Origin of the sequence: Marinobacter sp. KM021 (assembly GCF_050707965.1) — a bacterium.
In the GTDB taxonomy this organism is placed as follows: Bacteria; Pseudomonadota; Gammaproteobacteria; order Pseudomonadales; family Oleiphilaceae; genus Marinobacter; species Marinobacter shengliensis.
Genome location: NZ_CP136129.1, coordinates 2,189,086 through 2,210,126, shown reverse-complemented (window position 1 = coordinate 2,210,126; position 21,041 = coordinate 2,189,086). Strand labels below are relative to the sequence as shown.

Annotated in this window: 19 protein-coding genes; 3 read left to right on the top strand and 16 right to left on the bottom strand. The window is 57.3% G+C overall.

Annotated features, from left to right (window positions below):
- Window positions 1–119 precede the first annotated feature (119 nt).
- The 4 genes from RVM24_RS10380 to leuS form a co-directional block, all read right to left on the bottom strand.
- Complete coding sequence (locus RVM24_RS10380; protein WP_061331558.1) at window positions 120–383, bottom strand: hypothetical protein; 264 nt, start codon at window positions 381–383, stop codon at window positions 120–122.
- A gap of 113 nt (window positions 384–496) precedes the next feature.
- Window positions 497–1,510, bottom strand: a complete 1,014-nt coding sequence (gene holA, locus RVM24_RS10375; RefSeq protein WP_286251009.1) for a DNA polymerase III subunit delta — start codon at window positions 1,508–1,510, stop codon at window positions 497–499.
- Complete coding sequence (lptE, locus tag RVM24_RS10370; RefSeq protein WP_286920506.1) at window positions 1,507–2,085, bottom strand: LPS assembly lipoprotein LptE; 579 nt, start codon at window positions 2,083–2,085, stop codon at window positions 1,507–1,509. Before lptE ends, holA begins: the two co-directional genes overlap by 4 nt.
- A 1-nt stretch (window position 2,086) precedes the next feature.
- A complete protein-coding gene (leuS, locus tag RVM24_RS10365; RefSeq protein ID WP_286920507.1) occupies window positions 2,087–4,672 on the bottom strand; it encodes a leucine--tRNA ligase in 2,586 nt (861 codons plus the stop codon).
- Between the two features lie 478 nt (window positions 4,673–5,150).
- Here leuS and RVM24_RS10360 point away from each other — a divergent pair, with 478 nt between their 5' ends.
- Window positions 5,151–5,696: a zinc ribbon-containing protein gene (locus RVM24_RS10360; RefSeq protein ID WP_061331555.1), complete on the top strand. Its 546-nt coding sequence runs from the start codon at window positions 5,151–5,153 to the stop codon at window positions 5,694–5,696.
- Here the strand turns inward: RVM24_RS10360 and lnt are convergent.
- The 5 genes from lnt to miaB form a co-directional block, all read right to left on the bottom strand.
- The gene (gene lnt, locus RVM24_RS10355; protein WP_431475401.1) at window positions 5,686–7,212 is read right to left on the bottom strand and encodes an apolipoprotein N-acyltransferase; all 1,527 of its coding nucleotides are present in this window, start codon (window positions 7,210–7,212) and stop codon (window positions 5,686–5,688) included. The genes RVM24_RS10360 and lnt overlap by 11 nt on opposite strands.
- A gap of 19 nt (window positions 7,213–7,231) precedes the next feature.
- Window positions 7,232–8,077, bottom strand: coding sequence for an HlyC/CorC family transporter (locus tag RVM24_RS10350; RefSeq protein WP_106695002.1), 846 nt, complete (start codon window positions 8,075–8,077; stop codon window positions 7,232–7,234).
- Entirely contained in the window at window positions 8,074–8,547 is a 474-nt protein-coding gene (ybeY, locus tag RVM24_RS10345) for an rRNA maturation RNase YbeY (protein WP_061331553.1), read from the bottom strand. Before ybeY ends, RVM24_RS10350 begins: the two co-directional genes overlap by 4 nt.
- Window positions 8,544–9,530 (bottom strand): PhoH family protein, encoded by a 987-nt coding sequence (locus RVM24_RS10340; protein WP_106695003.1) that lies wholly within the window; start codon window positions 9,528–9,530, stop codon window positions 8,544–8,546. The genes ybeY and RVM24_RS10340 overlap by 4 nt, the downstream gene beginning before the upstream one ends.
- A gap of 459 nt (window positions 9,531–9,989) precedes the next feature.
- Complete coding sequence (gene miaB, locus RVM24_RS10335) at window positions 9,990–11,336, bottom strand: tRNA (N6-isopentenyl adenosine(37)-C2)-methylthiotransferase MiaB (protein WP_431475372.1); 1,347 nt, start codon at window positions 11,334–11,336, stop codon at window positions 9,990–9,992.
- A gap of 339 nt (window positions 11,337–11,675) precedes the next feature.
- Between miaB and trmH the strand changes: the two genes are divergently transcribed.
- Window positions 11,676–12,416, top strand: coding sequence for a tRNA (guanosine(18)-2'-O)-methyltransferase TrmH (gene trmH, locus RVM24_RS10330; RefSeq protein ID WP_431475371.1), 741 nt, complete (start codon window positions 11,676–11,678; stop codon window positions 12,414–12,416).
- Between the two features lie 153 nt (window positions 12,417–12,569).
- Here the strand turns inward: trmH and RVM24_RS10325 are convergent, their stop codons facing one another.
- The 6 genes from RVM24_RS10325 to RVM24_RS10300 form a co-directional block, all read right to left on the bottom strand.
- Window positions 12,570–13,586, bottom strand: a complete 1,017-nt coding sequence (locus RVM24_RS10325) for a nucleoid-associated protein (RefSeq protein WP_374812266.1) — start codon at window positions 13,584–13,586, stop codon at window positions 12,570–12,572.
- Between the two features lie 212 nt (window positions 13,587–13,798).
- Window positions 13,799–14,101 carry a type II toxin-antitoxin system RelE/ParE family toxin gene (locus RVM24_RS10320; RefSeq protein WP_431475370.1) on the bottom strand — a complete coding sequence of 101 codons (303 nt, stop codon included), beginning with the start codon at window positions 14,099–14,101 and terminating at the stop codon, window positions 13,799–13,801.
- Window positions 14,098–14,424: an addiction module protein gene (locus RVM24_RS10315; protein ID WP_431475369.1), complete on the bottom strand. Its 327-nt coding sequence runs from the start codon at window positions 14,422–14,424 to the stop codon at window positions 14,098–14,100. Before RVM24_RS10315 ends, RVM24_RS10320 begins: the two co-directional genes overlap by 4 nt.
- Before the next feature lie 74 nt (window positions 14,425–14,498).
- Entirely contained in the window at window positions 14,499–16,157 is a 1,659-nt protein-coding gene (cysN, locus tag RVM24_RS10310; protein ID WP_431475368.1) for a sulfate adenylyltransferase subunit CysN, read from the bottom strand.
- 1 nt (window position 16,158) lies between these two features.
- Complete coding sequence (cysD, locus tag RVM24_RS10305) at window positions 16,159–17,073, bottom strand: sulfate adenylyltransferase subunit CysD (protein ID WP_286250991.1); 915 nt, start codon at window positions 17,071–17,073, stop codon at window positions 16,159–16,161.
- Between the two features lie 164 nt (window positions 17,074–17,237).
- Entirely contained in the window at window positions 17,238–17,660 is a 423-nt protein-coding gene (locus RVM24_RS10300; protein WP_058092225.1) for a PilZ domain-containing protein, read from the bottom strand.
- A gap of 306 nt (window positions 17,661–17,966) precedes the next feature.
- On the opposite strand from RVM24_RS10300, the gene rimO reads away from it, so the two are divergent.
- Window positions 17,967–19,307 carry a 30S ribosomal protein S12 methylthiotransferase RimO gene (gene rimO / locus RVM24_RS10295; protein WP_286922217.1) on the top strand — a complete coding sequence of 447 codons (1,341 nt, stop codon included), beginning with the start codon at window positions 17,967–17,969 and terminating at the stop codon, window positions 19,305–19,307.
- A gap of 263 nt (window positions 19,308–19,570) precedes the next feature.
- Here rimO and gatB read toward each other — a convergent pair whose 3' ends face one another.
- Window positions 19,571–21,022 (bottom strand): Asp-tRNA(Asn)/Glu-tRNA(Gln) amidotransferase subunit GatB, encoded by a 1,452-nt coding sequence (gene gatB / locus RVM24_RS10290; protein WP_431475367.1) that lies wholly within the window; start codon window positions 21,020–21,022, stop codon window positions 19,571–19,573.
- Between the last annotated feature and the right edge of the window lie 19 nt (window positions 21,023–21,041).

Genomic DNA, 21,041 nt, shown 5'->3' with positions numbered 1-21,041 from the left:
CAATCTGACAAAAGTATGACGGAGTGTTCACTCTTTTCTGTGAAGTATGGCACAGAGGCTCAAATAGAGAAGCCCCTGTGCGGATCGTTCATGTTGTAAATTGTTAACGCGTTAACAATCTATTTCATTTTGTTGCGGATGTCCTGATAGCGGGTCTTGAGATCTTCTCCCCATTGGCGAGCCGTGTCTCTCGCCTCATGGCTGGCATTCTCCGCATCATGGACAACCTGATCCAGTTTCTGGCGGAAGCGATCCCAGTCCTGTTCAAGGTCGTCCCATTCATCTTTTACATCTTCCTTGGCCAGATGCAGTTGCACACGGGCTTCGTCACGGTACTGCTTGATTTTTTCCGACAGTTTGTTGAATTCGTCTTGCAGGCTCATAGCGATTCTCCTTCCCTGATGAGTTGGGAAGTCTACAATGCGCCGGAATGTAAAAAACTGTCAAGAGGGTGAAAGTCAGGGTTTTGCGCAGGTTCGCACTGGATTGACCTGGATCAGTTAGGGTGAGCACCGGCAAGAACCGCCGACAAATCCCTGAGGTGATGCCAGGGGGTAAGACCATCAAACCCCTTGGCGGATCGGTCTGTGGTGTTGCAAAGGCTGATGGCCTGATGCAGTTGGCGCATATTCAGCCGGCGGGCTGCCTGTTGGATCGCCGACGCTCGCCGGGGCTGGAACACCCCGCGTTTTTTCAGGAAGCCCGAAGGATTGTCGCCCGGGGGCAGGGCAGTTTTCAGTTCGATGATGATGTGCAGGTCTCGCACCAGCACACTCAACAAACCCAGCGGGTTTTCACCTTCCTGCTGCAGGATTCCGATGATCTTTCCCGCATGGGCGGCTTTACCGGCGAGTAACTCGGTGACCAACTCAAAGCCATTGAAGCGGGCGCTGTCCTGGACCGCTTGCTCGATAGTCTCTTCGTCGATGGTTTTGCCAGCCGTCAGTAACGCCAACCTGTCCAGTTCCTGGCTGGCAGCCAGAAGATTCCCCTCAAGCCGCTCCGTGAGCATCCCCAGGGCCCCGCGGGTAAGGCTCAGGCCTTGTCCGCTGGCCCGCTGTTGCAGCCAGCCGGCAAATTTATCGGGCTCAACCGGCCAGACCGGTACATGGACACCGCAGCCTTGCAGAGCCTTGTACCACTTGCGTTTGGTTTCTGCGGCGTCGAGTTTGGCGCTGATGAGTAGCAGGATAACGTCTTCAGGCGGTGCCTCAAGAACCTGTTCAAGAACCCTTCGGCCATCACCGAGCTTGCCCGTTGGCAGGTGAATCTCGATACGCCGCTTCTCGGCAAACAGGGACAGGGCGTTGCATTCATCGGCAACGGCATTCCAGTCCAGTTGATGATCGGCGTGGTAGGTCAGGCGATCCTGATACCCCGAGTCCCGGGCCGTCTTTCGAATCAGGTCACAGCATTCCTGCACCAGCAGGGGCTCGTCACCGGAAATCAGGTAGACCGGAGCCAGACCTTTCTTGAGCAACTGGGGGAGCTGGCCGGGCTGGGTCTTCATGGCGCATCGGCTTGGTTCTGGCTTGTTTCGTACTCTGCGATGGCCGCGTCAATCCGCTCCTGGCTCATCGGCGCCAACCGGAAGAGTACCTGTTGTGCCAGTCGATCCCCGAGCTGTTGCCGGAGTTCTTCTTCTTCCCGTTGCTTGGCCAGCACATTGGTTTCATCGTAACGATAGGTCTCGCTGGTGGTCAGATCGGTTGCCGCGATCAGCGGGATCCGGTCTGCGGTCAGCAACTCCATAGTGACTTGATGTCGCAGTATGTACTCTGCCGCGGCGGCCTGAGCGGTAATGGCGGATGCCCGGCGGTCCTGCTGGTAGCTTCTCAGCCGAAGCACGTAGTCCGCCGATGAGGCATCCTGCAGATCAATGCCCCCCAGCCTGAGTTGATCCCGCACCGACTGGCAGAACCGTCCGGGCAGCGAATCGGGGCAGTCTACCGCCAGTGGCTGGAGGGAGGCCGGCACCGGTGAGGTGCCCCGTAACTGAAAACCGCACCCGGCAAGCGTGGCGGTTGCCAGCATTGCCAGTAACGGCAGCCGGAGGGCTTTCAGAAAAAAGGGCACCGAAGGCATATCAGTTAGCCACCACGTTAACCAGCTTGCCGGGCACAACGATGACTTTGCGCACGGTTTTGCCATCGGTGAAGCGCATAACGTTTTCGTTCTCCAGCGCCAGTTTTTCCAGGTCCGCCTTGCCGATGTCTGCGGGCACGCTTTCTTTTGCCCGTACTTTACCGTTGACCTGCAGCACAACCTCAATCTCACTGCGGACCATGGCGCTCTCATCGGCAACCGGCCAGCTGGCATCAACCACGGGTTCTGAGTGGCCAAGGGCCTGCCAGAGAGTATGGCTGATGTGTGGCACGATGGGCGACAGCACCAGAACCGCCACCTCCAGTGCTTCCTGGCGAACGGCGAGGCTCTGGGGCTCGTTGTCTGTCAGTCGGCTGACTTCGTTCAGCAGTTCCATCACAGCGGCGATCGCCGTATTGAAGGTAAGGCGACGACTGATGTCGTCACTGACCTTGGCAATGGTTTCGTGGGTCTTGCGACGCAGATCCTTCTGGGCGCTGTTCAGGCTGCCAGCCTCAAGGGCGGGTACTTCACCACCAGCGGTTTGCTCATTGACCAGGCGCCACAGCCGCTTGAGGAAGCGGTGTGCGCCTTCCACGCCGCTGTCAGACCATTCGAGGGACTGCTCTGGCGGCGCAGCAAACATCATGAACAGACGAACGGTGTCGGCGCCATGCTGGTCAATGATGGCCTGAGGGTCGATGCCGTTGTTCTTGGACTTGGACATCTTGGTGACGCCGCCGATCTGAACTGGCTGGCCGTCTTCATTGTGGACCGCCTTCACCACTTGTCCTTTGTTGTCCCGTTCGACCGTGACATCGGCCGGGGCAATCCAGGTAATCTTGCCGGAATCATCTTCCCGATAGTAGGTCTCAGCCAGCACCATGCCCTGACAGAGCAGGCGATTGAACGGCTCCGAGCTGTCTACCAGGCCAACGTCCCGCAGCAGTTTGTGGAAGAAGCGGGCGTACAACAGGTGCAGGATGGCGTGCTCGATACCACCGATGTACTGATCCACCGGCAGCCAGTAGTTGGCCGCAGCCGGGTCCAGCATGCCCTTGTCGTAATTCGGGCTGCAGAAGCGGGCGTAATACCAGGACGACTCCATGAAGGTGTCGAAGGTATCGGTCTCCAGGGTGGCCGCCTGACCGTTATATTCGGTTTTGCACCACTCCGGGTCGGCCTTGATCGGTGACTGAACGCCGTCCATTTCGACATCTTCCGGCAGGCGAACCGGTAGCTGGTCATCCGGCACCGGCATCTCCGTGCCGTCTTCCAGCGTCATCATCGGAATGGGCGCGCCCCAGTACCGTTGACGCGACACACCCCAGTCACGCAGGCGGTAGTTCACGGTGCGCTTGCCGATACCGTTGTCTTCAAGGTATTTCGCGATCTCGTCGAAGGCTTCCTCGCTGGTCAGTCCACTGTATTTGCCGGACGATACAAGCACACCTTTCTCGGTAAAGGCATTTTCCTGTACATCGATATCGCGGCTGTCATTGGGCGCAATCACTTGTTTGATCGCCAGCTTGTACTTCAGGGCAAACTCGTGGTCACGATCATCATGGCCGGGAACGGCCATCAGTGCGCCCGTGCCGTAGTCCATCAGCACGAAGTTGGCGACCCACACAGGCACCTCTTCCTGGGTCAGCGGATGAATGGCCTTGAACCCGGTGTCGATGCCCTTCTTTTCCATGGTGGCCAGTTCTGCTTCCGCCACCTTGCTGTTGCGGCACTGCTCGACAAACTCAGCGACATCCCTGTGCCGTTCAGCCGCAGCCTTGGCCAGCGGGTGTTCTGCTGCCACCGCCATGTAACTGACGCCCATCAGGGTATCCGGACGGGTTGTGTAAACGGTCAGGCCGTCTTCCCGGTCTTTCAGCGGGAAGGTCAGCTCAGTACCTACAGATTTGCCGATCCAGTTCCGCTGCATGGTCTTGACCTGCTCGGGCCAGTCTTCCAGCTGGTCCAGGTCGTTCAGCAGTTCCTCGGCGTAATCGGTAATGCGGATAAACCACTGGGGAATCTTCTTCTGCTCAACCAGGGCGCCGGAGCGCCAGCCGCGGCCATCCACCACCTGCTCGTTAGCCAGAACCGTCTGGTCGACGGGGTCCCAATTTACGGTGGACATTTTCTTGTACACCAGGCCTTTTTCGTAAAGACGGGCAAAGAACCACTGTTCCCAGCGGTAGTATTCGGGATCGCAGGTGGCCAGCTCGCGGCCCCAGTCGTAACCAAAGCCCAGTTGCTTGAGCTGTTTCTTCATGTATTCGATGTTCGCCCGGGTCCACTTGGCGGGGGCGGATTTGTTGGCAATGGCGGCGTTCTCGGCGGGCAGGCCGAAGGCGTCCCAGCCCATGGGTTGCATGACGTTTTTGCCTTGCATGCGCTGGTAGCGGGAAATCACGTCGCCGATGGTGTAGTTGCGAACGTGGCCCATGTGCAGTTTGCCGCTGGGGTAGGGGAACATGGACAGGCAGTAGTACTTGGGCTTGCCGGGCTCTTCCTTCACTTTGAAGGTTTCGTTGGTTTCCCAGAAGTCGCGGGCGGTCTGCTCTACATCACGTGGGTTGTATTGTTCGTCCATTCCTGCCATTACCAAAAGTACCCTGTGTGAAAATGAGGTTCGAAAGGGCCGAACATTCTAACGCACCCAAGGCTTAACAGGTAGCCTGCCAATTTCGCAGACTTGTGCCAGACTTCCCGTATAGGAGGTTGTTCGTGGGTTTGGTGCAGGTTGCTGCCGGGGATGGCTTCCCGGGACACGCCGTAAACCCATCCCTGGGGGCTTGAGCGCAGCATCCATGCTGCGCACAGTCCCGGGAAGCCATCCCCGGCAGCACCCCAAACCTGCGAAGTGTACTCTTGGAGAGAAGTGCTTGCTCCACTGCGATTCGCTAAAGGCAGGGAGAATGTCCGGGGGGCAGGGTGTGGTACCTCTTTCCGGGACTGTCTGCAGCATGGATGCTGCAGTCAAGCGTACAGGGACGTATTTACAGCGTGTCCCGGAAAGAGGTACCACATCCTGACCCTTGCACCAAAACTGGAAAACAGGCGGGAAGACTATGACAGAACCAGAACGTAACCATCTTTCAGGCAAGGCCCTTGAGGCTTACGACAGAATGCTTGAACGGGTACAAACCCGTTTGCATGAGCTTCAGGAAACCTCACTTCAGACCCTGGAGGAAGAAGTTCAGAAAGCGGTTGAGTTTGAATACGAACTGGAGGAAATGACCCGTGAGGAAGCCGACCTGCTCGGCGCCTACCTCGAGCGGGACCTGGAGCACCTGCTGAACTTTGTCGAGGAAACCGGTGAGGGGCTGAAAGAATGGTTGCAGCTGGATATCTCGTTACTGGAGCACACCCTGGCGGATCGACTGCTCTCGGTGGCCGACAAAACCCTGGTGGACACCCTGGAACTCAAACAGAAACTGGAGAACCAGGACATAAGCCACTATATCTCGGGCGAAGTGGCCACCGCCGGTATGTTCCGGTGCATGAATTGCAACCACATGGTGTGCCTGACCAAAACCAGCCACCTGCACCCTTGCGAGGCTTGCGGTTCCCATTACTTCGAGCGGGTAACCAGCCGCTGGCCGCCTAAGGAGTAGGGTTTTTCGGGATCACCCGCTCCCTTACAAACACGATCAGGATCACCGCCAGGGTCAGCACTGGCCATGAACCGGTCTGCATGTAGGGCGTGCTGCCGGTGGCGGGGAAGACCTCACCGGTCAGTACTGCCCGTTGGAACTGCGGAATCCTTTCGGTGATCTCGCCCTTTTCGTTGATGATCGCGGTAACGCCGTTATTCGTGCCCCTGAGCATATAGCGGCCGGTTTCCAGGGCGCGCATACGGGCCAGTTGAAGGTGTTGCAACGGGCCAATGGAATCACCGAACCAGCCATCGTTGCTGATGGTGAGCAGCAAGCCGGAGTTACGGGCATTGAAGGCGACAAAGTCCGGATAGGCTACTTCGTAGCAGATGTACGGCATGATGTTGATGCCGTTGGCCACCAGTGGAGACTGGTATTTGGGCCCTGGGGTGAAACTGCTCATGGGCAGGTCGAAAAAGCCGATCAGTCCTCGCAGGATGCCCTGCAACGGCACGTATTCGCCAAATGGCACCAGCTTCTGCTTGTGGTAGATGCCTTCACCGTTGCCAATGGCCATGATGCTGTTGTGGAAGGTGAAGTCGTCGATACGATCGCTGTAGCCGTACCAGGGAATGCCGGTGATCAGCGTACTCTCATCGCCGAGCTCTTCGTGGATGTGATCAAGCACCTTGCCTGCCTGGTCCTGGGGGATCGGTATCGCGGTTTCCGGCCATAAAATAAGGTCGCGCTGCCAGTGGGCCTCGGTCATACCCAGGTACGCCACAATCTGGTCCCGCAGGAAATCCGGGTCCCATTTGATCTGTTGGGGAATGTTGCCTTGCATGGCGGCAAAGGTGACCGGCTGTTCGCTCAGGTCAGTCCAGTCGGCTTGTTTCATGGCCGGCGCGAGGAACCAGGGCAGCAGAGTGAGTACTGCGGTGGCCGCTGCTGATTTGCGGTGCCCGGACAGAACAAGCCACCAGATGGCATAGGCAGACGCACCCGTGACTGCGATCCAGAAGGTGATGCCATGTACGCCTGTGAGGGGGGCCAGACCGCCAAGTGGTCCGTCCGTATGGGCAGTGCCGAGGTATAGCCAGGGAAAGCCTGTAAGTAACCAGCCCCGTAGCCAGTCTCCCAGAACCCAGATGGCCGGAAACAGGAGCAGGCGCCGGATCATGCTTTCTTTGGCCAGTTTGCCCCAGAACCAGAAGGCAAGGCCGTGGAACAGCGCCAGCCCTGCTATAAACAGGACCATCAGCAGGACAGCCACTGGCACTGAGGTGTTCCCGTGCTCGCTGATGCTGATGTAAATCCAGCTTGCGCCCGAACCGAACAGGCCAAGGCCGATAAACCATCCGGCGCGAAACAGTTTTTCCGAGGCCTGGTGGAGTGTTACCAGGACAATCAGAAAAACCGAGAGGGGGCCAAGCCACCACAAATGAAAAGGTGAAAAGGTGAGGGTCTGGAGTGCGCCGGCAATCAGTAGGATTGCCGGGCCAAACCAGGGGTGGTCAGTAAACCGCAGATTCAGAGGGCGACCAAGGCCAGGTTCATGATTCACTTCGCGTTACCTGCAACAAACGGATGACTCGGTTATCGGCGTTGGCAATAGTAAACTGCAAGCCGCCGAATTCAACCGTTTCTCCCCGTCTGGGCAGGTGACCAAACTCTTTGAGAACCAGGCCGCCAATGGTGTCGAACTCTTCCTCGTCCATCATGGTTTCGAAAAATTCGTTGAAGTCTTCGATCGGTGTGACGGCTTTCACGGCGTAGGTACCGTCGCCCCGGGCCTTGATGTGAGTTTCCTCGTCGAAGTCGTGTTCGTCTTCGATCTCGCCGACGATCTGCTCCAGCACATCCTCGATGGTGATCAGGCCGGCGGTGCCGCCGTACTCATCCACCACAATCGCCATGTGGTTGCGGTTTTCTTTGAACTCTTTGAGCAGCTGGTTCAACCGCTTGCTTTCGGGAACAAATGTTGGTGGCCGGAGGATCTCCCGGATACTGGTCCAGTTCAGTTCGTTGTTGATTGCCAGCGGGAGGAGGTCTTTTGCCAGCAGCACACCGATCACGTCGTCCTGGCTTTCGCCGATGACCGGGAAACGGCTGTGGGCGGATGACATGATTTCCGGCAGGAATTCTTTCGGATCCTGGGAGGCTTTGACGGTGATCATCTGGGAACGGGGGATCATGATCTCATCCACCCGCATGTCGATGACCTGCATGGCACCTTCGATGATGCTCATGGAATCGACGTCAATAATTTCCTGGGACTCTGCGTCCCGAAGTATCTCCAGCACGTCCTCAACGGACTCAGGCCCGCTGGAGAAGGCCTGTGATATACGCTCCAGCCAGGACTTGCCGCCCTGGCTGCGACTCGACTGATCGTCGCTCATGAGTCTGGTTCCGTTTCCTCTGCTTCATAAGGGTTAGCAAATCCAAGCTGCGCAAGCAGCCGGACTTCGAGGGCTTCCATGGCCTCGGCTTCGTTATCTTCAATATGATCGTAGCCCTGGAGGTGCAACATACCGTGCACCACCATATGGGCCCAGTGGGCGACAGGTTCTTTATGCTGTTCCTGCGCTTCCTTTTCAACAACCGGCGCGCAAATCACCAGATCTCCGGCCAATGGCACCGTTATACCCGGTGGTGCTTCAAATGGGAAGGACAAAACATTGGTGGGCTTGTCCTTGCCCCGGTACTGGTGATTCAGGTCCTGACTTTCCTCGTTACCAACAATACGGATCGTCACTTCAGACGGATCCTCGCCCAGCCATGCCTTTTCAGCCCAGACCTGGAACTGTGTTTCGTCGGGTACACCGGTGCTTTCATAAGCTACCTGGAAATCCACGGTCAGTTTGCTCATGGGTTGGTTGAGCCCCCGTCACCGAACGAGTCGTAGGCTTCCACAATGCGCTGAACCAGCGGATGGCGAACCACATCTTTTGATTCAAAGCGGGTAAAGCCAATACCGGGGACCTTGCTGAGCACGCTGGCGGCATGAATCAGCCCGGAGTTCTGCCCGCGCGGCAGGTCCACCTGGGTGGTGTCGCCGGTAATCACCGCCGTGGAGCCAAAGCCAATCCGGGTGAGGAACATTTTCATCTGCTCCCGGGTAGTGTTCTGGCTCTCGTCCAGAATGATGAACGAGTTATTCAGGGTACGGCCACGCATGAACGCCAGTGGTGCAATCTCGATCACGCTTTTCTCGATCAGTCGGGTTACCTGGTCAAAGCCGAGCATTTCATAGAGCGCGTCGTAAAGAGGCCGAAGGTAAGGGTCCACTTTCTGGGCCAGGTCGCCGGGCAGAAAGCCCAGTTTCTCGCCGGCTTCCACCGCCGGGCGTACCAGCAGGATGCGTTTCACCTGTTCGTCTTTCAGTGCCTCTACCGCACAGGCCACGGCCAGCCAGGTCTTGCCGGTACCTGCCGGCCCAATGCCGAAATTGATATCGTGGGTGCGGATGTTATGCACATACTTTTGCTGATTCTGACCACGGGGTTTGGCGGTCAGCTTCGGGGTTTTGATAACCGTTATCTGGCCTTCGTCGTAGGGCACGTCATCCGGCAGGCGCTCCAGGCCGGTTTCGCGGATAAACAGGTGCACGGTATCCGGTGGAATATCTTCGCTGGCTTCGGTTTCCCGGTACAGGTGCCGGATAACTTCGGTGGCGGCGGCGACGTTTTCGGTGTGACCTTCCACCCGGAAGTGGTGTCCACGCCGGCCGACTTTTACCTGCAGGCGCTTTTCAATCATCTTCAGGTGTTCGTCAAACTGGCCACACAGGGTCGCCAGCCGACGCTGGTTCACCGGGTGCAGGTCAAATTGTCTGGTGTCGTGAGTGTTCAATCTTGCTCCGTTTCGTTTTACTCCCAGGGTTTCTGCTGTTGGGGAGTAGGCTGTTCAGGCTGCAACGTTATCGGTACAGGGCGGGCAGGGCCGTCAAAAAAACGCCCGTGAATACATCCCTGTAGGGCTTCGTCGCGCCTTCCCTGGCGCTCCAGATTTTTTGACGGCCCTGCCCGCCCTGTACCTGTTTAAACAATGTGCAGGCCGAAAGGGCGAAAAACAAGTGGTTCGGATAAGGCAATCCCGGAATCACTGGTCGGTGTCGGGCTCTGGCTCGTCATTTGTCTGGCATGCCGTTGTGAAGTCTGCCGGTGACAGGGTGAGGGTGCCTCCCAAAAATCTGGAGCGCCAGGGAAGGCGCGACGAAGCCCTACACGGACGTACTTGCGGGGCGTTTTTTGGGAGGCACCCTCACCCTGTCACCAAGCCCCCAAAACCAGAAACCATGGGAGCCAAAGCTCAGTAAAACTCAGAACCAACAGGCACACCGCGAAGTGAGTTGGCGTAGGCCTCGACGATTTCCACGTCGATGAAATGCCCAACCACCTCAGGATTCTCGTGGCGGAAGTTAACGATGCGGTTGTTCTCGGTGCGGCCAGCGTACTCGCCAGGGTCTTTCTTGGACAGGCCGGTCACCAGTATCCGCTGGGTAGAGCCCACCATCTTGCGGCTGATATCCATGACGTTCTGATTCAGTCGATCCTGCAGAATGCTCAGGCGCTGTTTCTTCACCTCCATCGGCGTATCGTCCGGCAGGTCTGAGGCCGGCGTACCCGGACGGGCGCTGTAGATGAAGCTGAAGGACATGTCGAAGCCGATGTCGTTGATCAGTTTCATGGTGTCCTCAAAATCCTTATCGGTTTCACCCGGGAAGCCGATGATGAAGTCGGAGGAGAAGCTGATGTCCGGGCGGATCTTGCGCAGGCGGCGGAGTTTGGATTTGTACTCCAGCGCTGTATGGCCGCGCTTCATGGCCGCGAGGATGCGGTCGGAGCCGCTTTGGACTGGCAGGTGCAGGTGGCTGACCAGCTCCGGTACCCGCTCGTAGACTTCGATCAGGGCATCGCTGAACTCCACCGGATGGGAGGTGGTGTAGCGGATGCGGTCGATGCCGTCGATGGTGGCGATCACTTCGATCAGTTCTGCCAGGTCCATCTGGTCGCCGTCGTGGGTGTCGCCGCGGTAGGCGTTGACGTTCTGGCCCAGCAGGTTCACTTCCCGAACGCCCTGGGCGGCCAGATGGGCCACTTCGGCGATGACATCGTCCACCGGGCGGCTGACTTCTTCGCCGCGGGTGTAGGGCACCACGCAGAAGGTGCAGTACTTGCTGCAGCCTTCCATGATGGAGACAAACGCAGAGGGGCCGTCGGCGCCGGGCTCGGGCAGGTTGTCGAACTTCTCGATTTCCGGGAAGCTGACGTCGACCACGCCTACGCCGTTACCCTTGGTGCGCACTTCGGTGATCATGTCTGGCAGGCGGTGCAGGGTTTGCGGGCCGAAGACCATGTCTACGTAAGGGGCCCGGTCGAGGATGGCCTGGCCTTCCTGGCTGGCTACGCAGCCGCCGACGCCGATGATCATATCGGGTTTTTTGCTTTTGAGACGTTTCCAGCGGCCGAGCTGGTGGAACACTTTCTCCTGGGCTTTTTCGCGAATGGAGCAGGTGTTCAGCAGCAGGATGTCGGCGTCATCCGGGTTGTCGGTCATTTCAACCGCTTCGCCGGTTTTGAGCAGGTCTGCCATGCGGGCAGAGTCGTACTCGTTCATTTGGCAGCCGTGGGTTTTGATGAACAGCTTCTTGGCCATGGGTCTCACGTAATTTGGTGTATTGGCGCCGGGGTGGTGTGGGGCGCTGACAAAAATGGATTGCACATTATAACGGGGTGCTTAAACATCAACCACCGTTGTCTCGGGTTTTGCTGTGTTATCATCTTCGCCCTTTTTGTTCGGGTGAAAGAAGGGTTGTGGCAGTGGCTTTCCAAAACACGCTGTGAATACTTCCCTGTACGCTCTGCTCCGCCATCCATGGCTCCGCAAGGTTTAGGAAAGCCACTGCCACAACCCTCCCCGAACATAAGTGCTGGATTCCACGCAAAGTGAGACATGGTGTGGGTCTGGCGAAATCGCAATAGAGTGAACGAAACGATGACCCCCGAACGCCTCGCCCGAATCAAACAAGTCCTCAACACCCGCCAACCCGACCTGCGGGTGTTGACGGATCAGGTGCACAAACCCAGAAACCTGTCGGCCATCATCCGGTCCTGTGATGCCTTTGGCCTGGCCAATATGCATGTGGTTTGGCCCAAGGAGGGTTTTCGGGCATTTCGTAAGACAGCCGGTGGCAGTTTTCACTGGGTGACGACGCATACCCATCCCACCATGGACAACGCGGTGACGGAGCTGAAAGCTCAGGGCCACAAGCTGTATGCCGCGCAGTTGTCAGGCCGGGCGGTGGATTTTCGGGAGGTGGATTACACCGTGCCGTGCACGATTATCATGGGTAACGAGGTGGATGGCGTGAACCCGGTGACCGCCGAGCAGGCGGATGAGCATATTGTGATTCCGATGATGGGGATGGTGGAGTCGCTGAATGTGTCTTCAGCCTGTTCGATTATCCTTTCCGAGGCCCAGCGTCAGCGGAAGCTGGCGGGTATGTTTGACCAGCGGCGGATGCCGGATGAGGAATACAACCGCCTGCTGTTCTGCTGGTGCCAGCCGACGGTTAAGCGCTACTGCGACGACCGCAATCTGCCGTATCCGCCAATCGACCACGAAACCGGCGAACTGATCGACGGAGTAGGCTGGATGCAGGAAGTCAGAAAAATAAGGGCCAATCGCCCCAGATGGGACGAGCAACCAGAAAACATAGAAGCAAACGAGTCCTAACGGACGTCAGCAACAATGTTATGCCGGTGCGGGGTGGGGATGTCTTTTTCTGCCGGAAAAAGATGTCTGAGCGAAGCGAGTTGTTTTTCCAAAGAAAAAAGATTCACCCACCCCGCAACCCGCCCCAATATTCTCAGGCTAGGAAAACAACACTCAGTCCTCCCGTGCTTCCAGATACCGCTGCAACTGCTCCCGCAAAGCCTTGGGCAGTCGGGTGATGGTCAAGGCATCTTTGTCACGGTCGTAGTACACCGCCTGGTTCACCAGATCTGAAGAGAATGACACACTCATACCTCCACCAGAGCCGGCAATACGCACCAGTTTCTTGACCTTGCGATGGTCCGGGTGCAGCACGCCGGTTTCGGGCATTTCTGCGTTCTTGCTGGCGAATTCTTTGAAACGCTCGGGCTGGCTTTCGTCCAGGTAGTTGGACAGGGCCTCGATGGCTACCGGTTCGCCCAGGGCATGCTGGTCTTTGCAGAACTCGTAGGCTTTGGCACGGACTTCACCGGCTTTTTCCGGTTCGCTGGATTTGGCGAAGGCTTCTACCGCGTCCAGGAAGGTCATGGTTTCCTTTTCCACATCCACGCTGTTGGTGAAGGCGCAAAGGCGAAGGAATAGCTCGCCGGGGTCTCCGGTGCCGCGGGCATGAACCACCGTCATGTAGTTATCGCTGGTGTTCTCGTTGCGCCATTCATCCAGCTCGATTCGAACCGCCAGGTTCAGGCGTGACAGGCTCAACACGTCCGTTGAGTCCAGTTTCTGGCTGCCGTCAAATCGCATGGCGCCGTCGGTTTCGAGGATGAACAGGTACACCACTTCCGAATCTGCCAGGGCGTCATGCACCACCATCAGGTGGCCGTCGAATTCCTCCTGGCTGCCGTTGAGCAGTTCCTGCCACTGGCCGAACAGGCGGTCGGTCATGGCGGCGAAGGTTTGTTTGTCTTCCAGGTAGTCTTTTAACCAGGCGCTGAAGGGGCATTCGCCGATGTCGTCCGAAAAGCGGCCGTATTTCTTGCCGGGCTTGCTGTTGAACAGGCGCTTCATCTGCTTGTGCAGGGCTTCGTAATCGCCACCGGGCTCCTGCTGAGCCTCGCCGGCAACAAGGCGGGCGGGCTGGCCCGGCTGGTACTGGCTGGCGAAGGCGGTGCGCAGGTGTTTGATGGCCATGGTGTTCAGCTCCTGTGGTTAACTCTGATGGCGGGGGATTTTGCCATGGATTGGTGTGGGATTCATTTTTAGCTTTCCAGATTGGGGGCGGGTCGCGGGGTGGTGGTTTATTTTTCTTTGGAAAAACAACTCGCTTCGCTCAGACATCTTTTTCCGGCAGAAAAATAAACCACCACCCCACGACCGGCATATCCTTGTCCTGGTTTCGATGGCTATCTTTTGAGGCGTTGGGCTGAATTTGCAGGATTTTTTCGTGTGTCGAGAACGGCGCGAACATCGACGAATATTTCGTCAACCTTGTAATAAATAACGAAAGGGAAGCGTTTTGCGGGGCTCGCGTAGTGGCCAAAATGCTGCTGATGGAGTCCACCAAAGAATTCGAGTGACTCTATATCAGTAAGGATTGAATCGAAGAAATATCGGCCGAGCCCGTACTCAATTTGGTTGTAGAAGCTTACAGCGTTGTCGATGTCTTTAAGTGCTCCATCCGTGAGCCTTACTTCCCTGTGTTTCATCGTAGTGGACCGCGCTCCTTCATGGCTGCAAGAGAGGTGTATTGAGTCTTACCTTCTTCAATGGCTTGAGCCCGCTCTGCGAGTATCCTGCCGTGCCATTCCGGCGGTTCGGGCATCTGATTATTCACAGTCAACGACTGCCAAAGCTGTTCCATAGCCTGGATTTTCTCAATATCAGTCATCTGATTAATAGCAGTCATCCTTCCGCTCCATACCTGAAAACTTTCTTTCAGTGTACCACTCCAAATCTCTGTCGGCGCTGGGGTGGGGGAGGGTTTTTCTGCCGGAAAAAGATGTCTGAGCGAAGCGAGTTGTTTTTCCAAAGAAAAATCCTCCCCACCCCGGCAAGCCCGCCCGCCAAGGTATGGGAATCAATACCTCAGGTCAGTCTCCGAAGCTAAATCCGCTGACTCCGAGCCAACTCCTGCAGAAGCCCCGCAACGGCAGCCGGAATATCCGCCTCCGAATCAGCTGAAACGCTGGCATTGGCAATGTCAGACCCGAGGTTTACGGCCACAGCCACCAGGCCGTGGGAGGTCAGCAGCTGGGCTACGCGGCGGCGTTCGTCGGCGTCACCGGTGTTTTCTTCCGTCACCACGACCGCCGTCTTGCCTTGGTCAAACAGCGCCCGCTCCACGGCCAGGGCCAGTTGCGGGGCCTGCTTGCCGGTGCAGGCGATGATCGCCGGCTTCTGCGCCAGGCGGCGCTCGCGCTCTTCCACTGTAACCGGGTCCAGGGAGTCCAGGCCATCGGTCAGGCCTGCAATCATGCCGGCGCCAACGGTTACGTTGGTCAGCCGGTCGATGACGATGAAGCTGCCAGTGGCGTGGTTGCGCTGGTAGGCGTCAAACGCGATGGGCTGGTTCAGGGTTAGCTCGCACAGGCCGATTTCATTCAGCTGAAGCTTGCTTGGGTTCGGGTTCTGTTCCAGGGTGTTTACGTCGGTCTGGTGATGAATGCTCTTCACCGTGCCGGAGGTAAACGTGGGCCCCAGCTTGATGTCGTAGAGGCGGCCGGTTTCCAGCGGCGCGTCGGTCATCCACACAATGTTGGCATTGAACCGGTTGTGCACCTCGGGCTCGTCTTCTGCCTTTACCAGCATATCCCCGCGACTGATGTCGATTTCATCTTCCAGGGTCAGGGTGACCGCCTGGTCGATGTAGGCCTCGCTCAGGTTGCCGTCGAAGGTGACGATTTCCTTGACCTTACTGGTGCGGCGTGAGGGCAGGGCCATCACCGTGTCGCCCGGGCGAATAACGCCCGAGGCGATGGTGCCGCAGAAGCCCCGGAAGTTCAGGTTGGGGCGGGTGACGTATTGCACCGGGAAGCGGAAGTGTTCCAGATTCTTGTCCCGGGAAACTTCCACTGTTTCCAGGATTTCCATCAGCGGCTGGCCGGTAAACCAGAGCGTGTTGTCGCTCTTGTTCACCACGTTGTCGCCATCCAGGGCGGAGATCGGCACAAAGCGGATATCTTTCAGGCCCAATTTGTTGGCGAACGCCAGGTAGTCTTCACGGATCTCGTTAAAGCGATCTTCACTGAAGTCCACCAGGTCCATCTTGTTTACCGCTACCACAATGTGGCGAATGCCCAGCAAGGAGGCGATGAAGGAGTGCCGGCGGGTCTGGGTCATCACGCCGTGGCGGGCATCAATCATCAGGATCGCCAGTTGCGCGGTGGAGGCGCCGGTGGCCATGTTGCGGGTGTACTGCTCATGGCCCGGGGTGTCGGCGATGATGAATTTGCGCTTGTCGGTGCTGAAATAGCGGTAGGCTACATCGATGGTGATGCCCTGTTCCCGTTCGGCCTGCAGGCCGTCCACCAGCAGGGCCAGGTCCAGCTTCTCACCGGTGGTGCCCATCTTGGCGCTGTCAGTCTTCAGGCTTGCCATATGATCTTCGTAGATCATCTTGGTGTCGTGCAGCAGCCGGCCAATCAGCGTGCTCTTGCCGTCATCCACGCTGCCGCAGGTGAGCAGGCGCAGGAGTTCCTTGTTCTCGTGCTGCTTCAGGTAAGCCAGAATATCGTCGGCGATCAAATCAGACTGGTGTGACATATCAGAAGTACCCTTCCCGCTTTTTCTGTTCCATGGAGCCGGCTGAATCGTGGTCAATGACCCTTCCTTGCCGCTCTGAGCTGGTGGCCAGCAGCATTTCCTGGATGATGTCGGGCAGGGTGTTGGCCTCGGATTCAATGGCGCCGGTCAGCGGGTAGCAGCCCAGCGTACGGAAGCGCACTGACTTCATCATAGGCTTCTCGCCTTCTTTCAGCGGCATGCGGTCGTCGTCCACCATAATCAGGGTGCCATCGCGTTCTACCACTGGTCTCACCGCCGCGTAATACAGCGGTACGATATCGATGTTTTCAAGGTAGATGTACTGCCAGATATCCAGCTCGGTCCAGTTGGAGAGCGGGAACACACGAATGCTCTCGCCTTTGTTAACCTTGCCGTTGTAGATGTTCCAGAGCTCCGGGCGCTGGTTCTTCGGGTCCCACCGGTGGTGCTCGTCGCGGAAGGAGTATACCCGCTCCTTGGCGCGGGATTTTTCCTCATCCCGGCGGGCGCCCCCGAATGCGGCGTCGAACTTGTACTTGTTCAGGGCCTGCTTCAGGGACTGGGTTTTCATGATGTCGGTGTGCTTGGCGCTGCCGTGGGTGAAGGGTCCGACACCCTGCTTCACGCCTTCTTCGTTGATGTGCACAATCAGGTCGAGGTCAAACTTCTCCGCCACGTTGTCCCGGAACGAAATCATCTCTCGGAATTTCCATGTGGTATCAACATGCAGTAACGGAAAAGGCAGCTTCCCAGGGTAGAAGGCCTTCAGGGCAAGGTGCAGCATCACGGCAGAATCTTTGCCGATGGAATAGAGCATGACCGGGTTGTCGAACTCGGCCGCCACTTCCCGGATTATGTGGATGCTTTCGGCTTCCAGCTGTTTGAGATGAGTGAGGTTGTATGTGGTCATGGTCATCCATTGCCGCAGGGGCTGTGTGATGGCTGTAAATCGGTTGACCAACTATATCAGGCGGCGGCAGGGTATAAGAAGATTTCTGGTAAGAATTTTAAGTTCTAATAATATGGCGCCGAATCCCTTGTGCCAGGGACTCCGGGGGCACCGAGCAGGTGTCGGTGGTTTCAGTGGGGGGCGTGCATTGCTTTTCGGGCATCGGCCAGCAGCTTGGCGACATAGCGGTCTACGTAATCGAAACCGTTGCCCTCAAATTCGCTGAACTGGATACCGATCTGAAATTCATTTCTTGAAATGCGTCGCATGTGCACGATATTGCCATCTGCAAGCACAGTGACTGGTTGCGTTGGAAGCACAGGCACGGTGAAACGGGTTTTCACGCCAATCCAGTGACCGGGGGCCGGCGCACGCATGCCGGGAATGAGCTGTTGAACAACGTCCTGATCACAGGAAATCATAACACCGGCACGTGACAGGTTAGAGACCTTGCAGGTCAGGCAGCAGCCGTCGCTTTTCTCAACAGTAATCTCGGTCGACACATCGACTCGCTGCTGATTTCTGAGATTCTGTTTAGCGGGTGCAGGTTTCATTTTAATTTTTCTGGCGCGAGTAGTATCGAACGACGTTGCCTTTCCCATAATTGCCTTCCAGAAGAACGCTTAAGCGCTTGAAATTGTAGCTGCTTAAAAAGTAATCAGCAAGGTAAGTGCGTATATTGTTGCAGCTTTATTAAAACTTTCTGAACACGGCGTCACATTTTGGTGCGTCATTTCGCGTTTATACGTGTTTTTTGGTGGCATATGTGGGAAGTGCAGAGCTGCAGATGATATCCCAGTGAGTTAAAATCGCCGCCTACACACATTTGGAGCCAGGCTCCGGGATTCCTGCGGAACTTTATGACCGAGAAAATACAAGACACTGCTCAGGGCGGAAAAGTTGGCTTTATCAGCCTGGGGTGCCCCAAAGCCCTGGTAGACTCAGAGCGTATCCTGACTCAATTGCGGCTGGATGGTTACGAGGTCGTGCCCACCTACAACGATGCCGACATTGTGGTGGTTAACACCTGTGGTTTTATCGATGCGGCCAAGCAGGAATCCCTGGATGCCATCGGCGAAGCCATCAGCGAAAACGGCAAGGTGATTGTGACCGGTTGTATGGGCGTGGAAGCGGAGAAGATTCGCGAGACCCATCCAGGTGTGCTGGCGGTCTCTGGTCCTCAGGCCTATGAAGAAGTTGTGGGAGCGGTACACCAGTATGTACCGCCGAAGAAAGACCACGACCCATTCGTGGATCTGGTACCCCCGCAGGGCATCAAGCTTACGCCAAGGCACTATGCCTACCTGAAGATATCCGAAGGCTGTAACCACAGCTGTACCTTCTGCATCATCCCGGACATGCGCGGCAAACTGGTTAGTCGCCCGATCGGTGATGTGATGGATGAGGCGAAACGACTGGTAGACGCTGGCGTTAAAGAGCTGCTGGTGATCTCCCAGGACACCTCCGCCTACGGTGTGGATATCAAATACCGCACCGGTTTCTGGCAGGGCCGCCCGGTGAAAACCAAGATGCAGTCCCTATGTGAGGCTCTGGGTGAGATGGGCGTATGGGTTCGCTTGCACTACGTCTATCCGTACCCCCATGTGGACGACATCATCCCGCTGATGGCTGAAGGCAAGATCCTGCCGTACCTGGACATCCCGTTCCAGCACGCCAGCCCGAAAGTGCTCAAGGCCATGAAGCGCCCGGCCCACGACAGCAAGACCCTGGAGCGCATCAAGACCTGGCGTGAAATCTGTCCGGAACTGACCATTCGCTCGACCTTTATTGTCGGCTTCCCCGGTGAAACCGAGGAAGATTTTCAGTACCTGCTGGACTGGCTGGATGAGGCGCAACTGGACCGCGTGGGTGCCTTTACCTACAGCCCGGTTGAGGGCGCCAGGGCCAATGAGCTGGAAGGTGCCGTGCCGGAAGAGATCAAGGAAGAGCGGCTGGCCCGTTTCATGGCGAAGCAGGCTGAGATTTCAGCTGCCCGCTTGCAGGCGAAAATCGGCAGGACGATTGACGTGCTCATCGACGAGGTTGATGAAGAGGGTGCGATTGGTCGTTCGAAGGCGGATGCGCCGGAGATTGATGGCATGGTTTACCTGAACGACGAAACCGATTTGGTCCCTGGCCAGATTGTGCAGGCTGTTGTGGAGCACGCTGACGAGCATGACCTTTGGGCTCGCTTGGTCTGACTTCTGTCGCGGTTTTTGGGCTTCGGCCCCAGCCTGCTGGATGTTGGTGGCTGGGGCTTGGCGGGGGACTTCTCCCAAAAAACGCCCGTGAATACGTCCCTGTAGGGCTTCGTCGCGCCTTCCCTGGCGCTCCAGATTTTTGGGAGAAGTCCCTCGCCAAGCCCTCGATCCAACATGCGGTGGGGTAGTCATAAATAAACCGACCCCTCCCCAAACTCAACAGGCTAGGGCCGAAACAAAACGGCCCACACCAAAGCCAAAACTTAACCACCAAGCTTTCGAACAAGAATCTCGTTGAACAGTTTGGGGTTGCCCTGGCCCTTGGACGCTTTCATCAAAGGCCCCATAAAGCCGCCAAGCATCTTCTTGCGCTTCTTAGGATCTTCCTCGCCCTGATATTGGGCCACCTGATCTGGCATACCGGCCAGCACCTCGTCGACCATGGCTTCCAGAGCGCCTGTATCGGAGACCTGCTTCAGCCCCTTGGCGTCGATGATCGCATCTACGTCGTCGTTCTCACCTGACCACAAGGCTTCAAAGACCTTCTTCGCCCCGGCAGAGGAAACCGTGTTGTCGGCAATGCGGGTGACCAGTGCGCCCAGTTGTGCGCCTGAAATCGGAGCTTCGGCCACGGATTTCTCGTCGGCATTCAGGCGGGCGGAGAATTCGCCCTGAATCCAGTTGGCGGCCAGCTTGGCGTCTTTGCCGTGTTCCACGGTTTCTTCGAAGAACGCAGACAGCTTGGCGTCGCCAGACAGCACACCGGCGTCGTAGTCGTTCAGACCGTATTGCTCCTTGAAGCGGGCCTTGCGGGCGTCGGGCAGTTCCGGCAGGCGGGCGCGGGCGTCTTCGATGAAGGCGTCGTCGATTTCCACCGGCAACAGGTCAGGACAGGGGAAGTAGCGGTAGTCGTTGGCTTCTTCCTTGGTGCGCATGGACCGGGACTCGTCCCGGTCGCCATTGTACAGGCGGGTTTCCTGCACAATGCGGCCGCCATCTTCCAGGATATCCATCTGCCGTTCCACTTCGTGGGCGATGGCCTGCTCCATGAACCGGAAGGAGTTCAGGTTCTTGGTTTCGGTGCGGGTGCCCAGGGTGTCAGAGCCTTTCGGCTTCAGGGAGATGTTCACATCAAAGCGCATGGAGCCCTGGGACATATCGCCATCACAGATCCCCAGCGAAGTCACCAGGCTATGGAGCTTCTTGGCGAAGGCTACGGCTTCGTCGGCGCTGTTCATGTCAGGCTCTGTCACCACCTCGATCAGCGGCGTGCCGGCCCGGTTCAGGTCAATGCCGGACATGCCGTGGTAATCCTCGTGCAGGGATTTACCGGCGTCTTCTTCCAGGTGCGCGTGGTGAATGCGTACCCGTTTGGTGCTGCCGTCGGCCAGGTCGATGTCCACATAGCCGGGGCCGACAATCGGCTCGGCCAGCTGGGTGGTCTGGTAGCCCTTGGGCAGGTCGGGGTAGAAGTAGTTTTTGCGCTCGAACACCGAGCGGCGGCCTATTTCAGCATTGGTGGCCAGGCCGAACATCACCGCATAACGGAAGGCCTGCTCATTGGGTACCGGCAGGGTACCGGGCATGGCCAGGTCAACGGCGTTGGCCTGGGTGTTGGGCTCGGCACCGTAGGCGGTGCTGGAGCCGGAGAAAATCTTGGTCTGGGTGGCGAGCTGAACGTGAATTTCCAGCCCGATCACGATATCCCACTGCATGCGTTCGTCTCCTAATCCG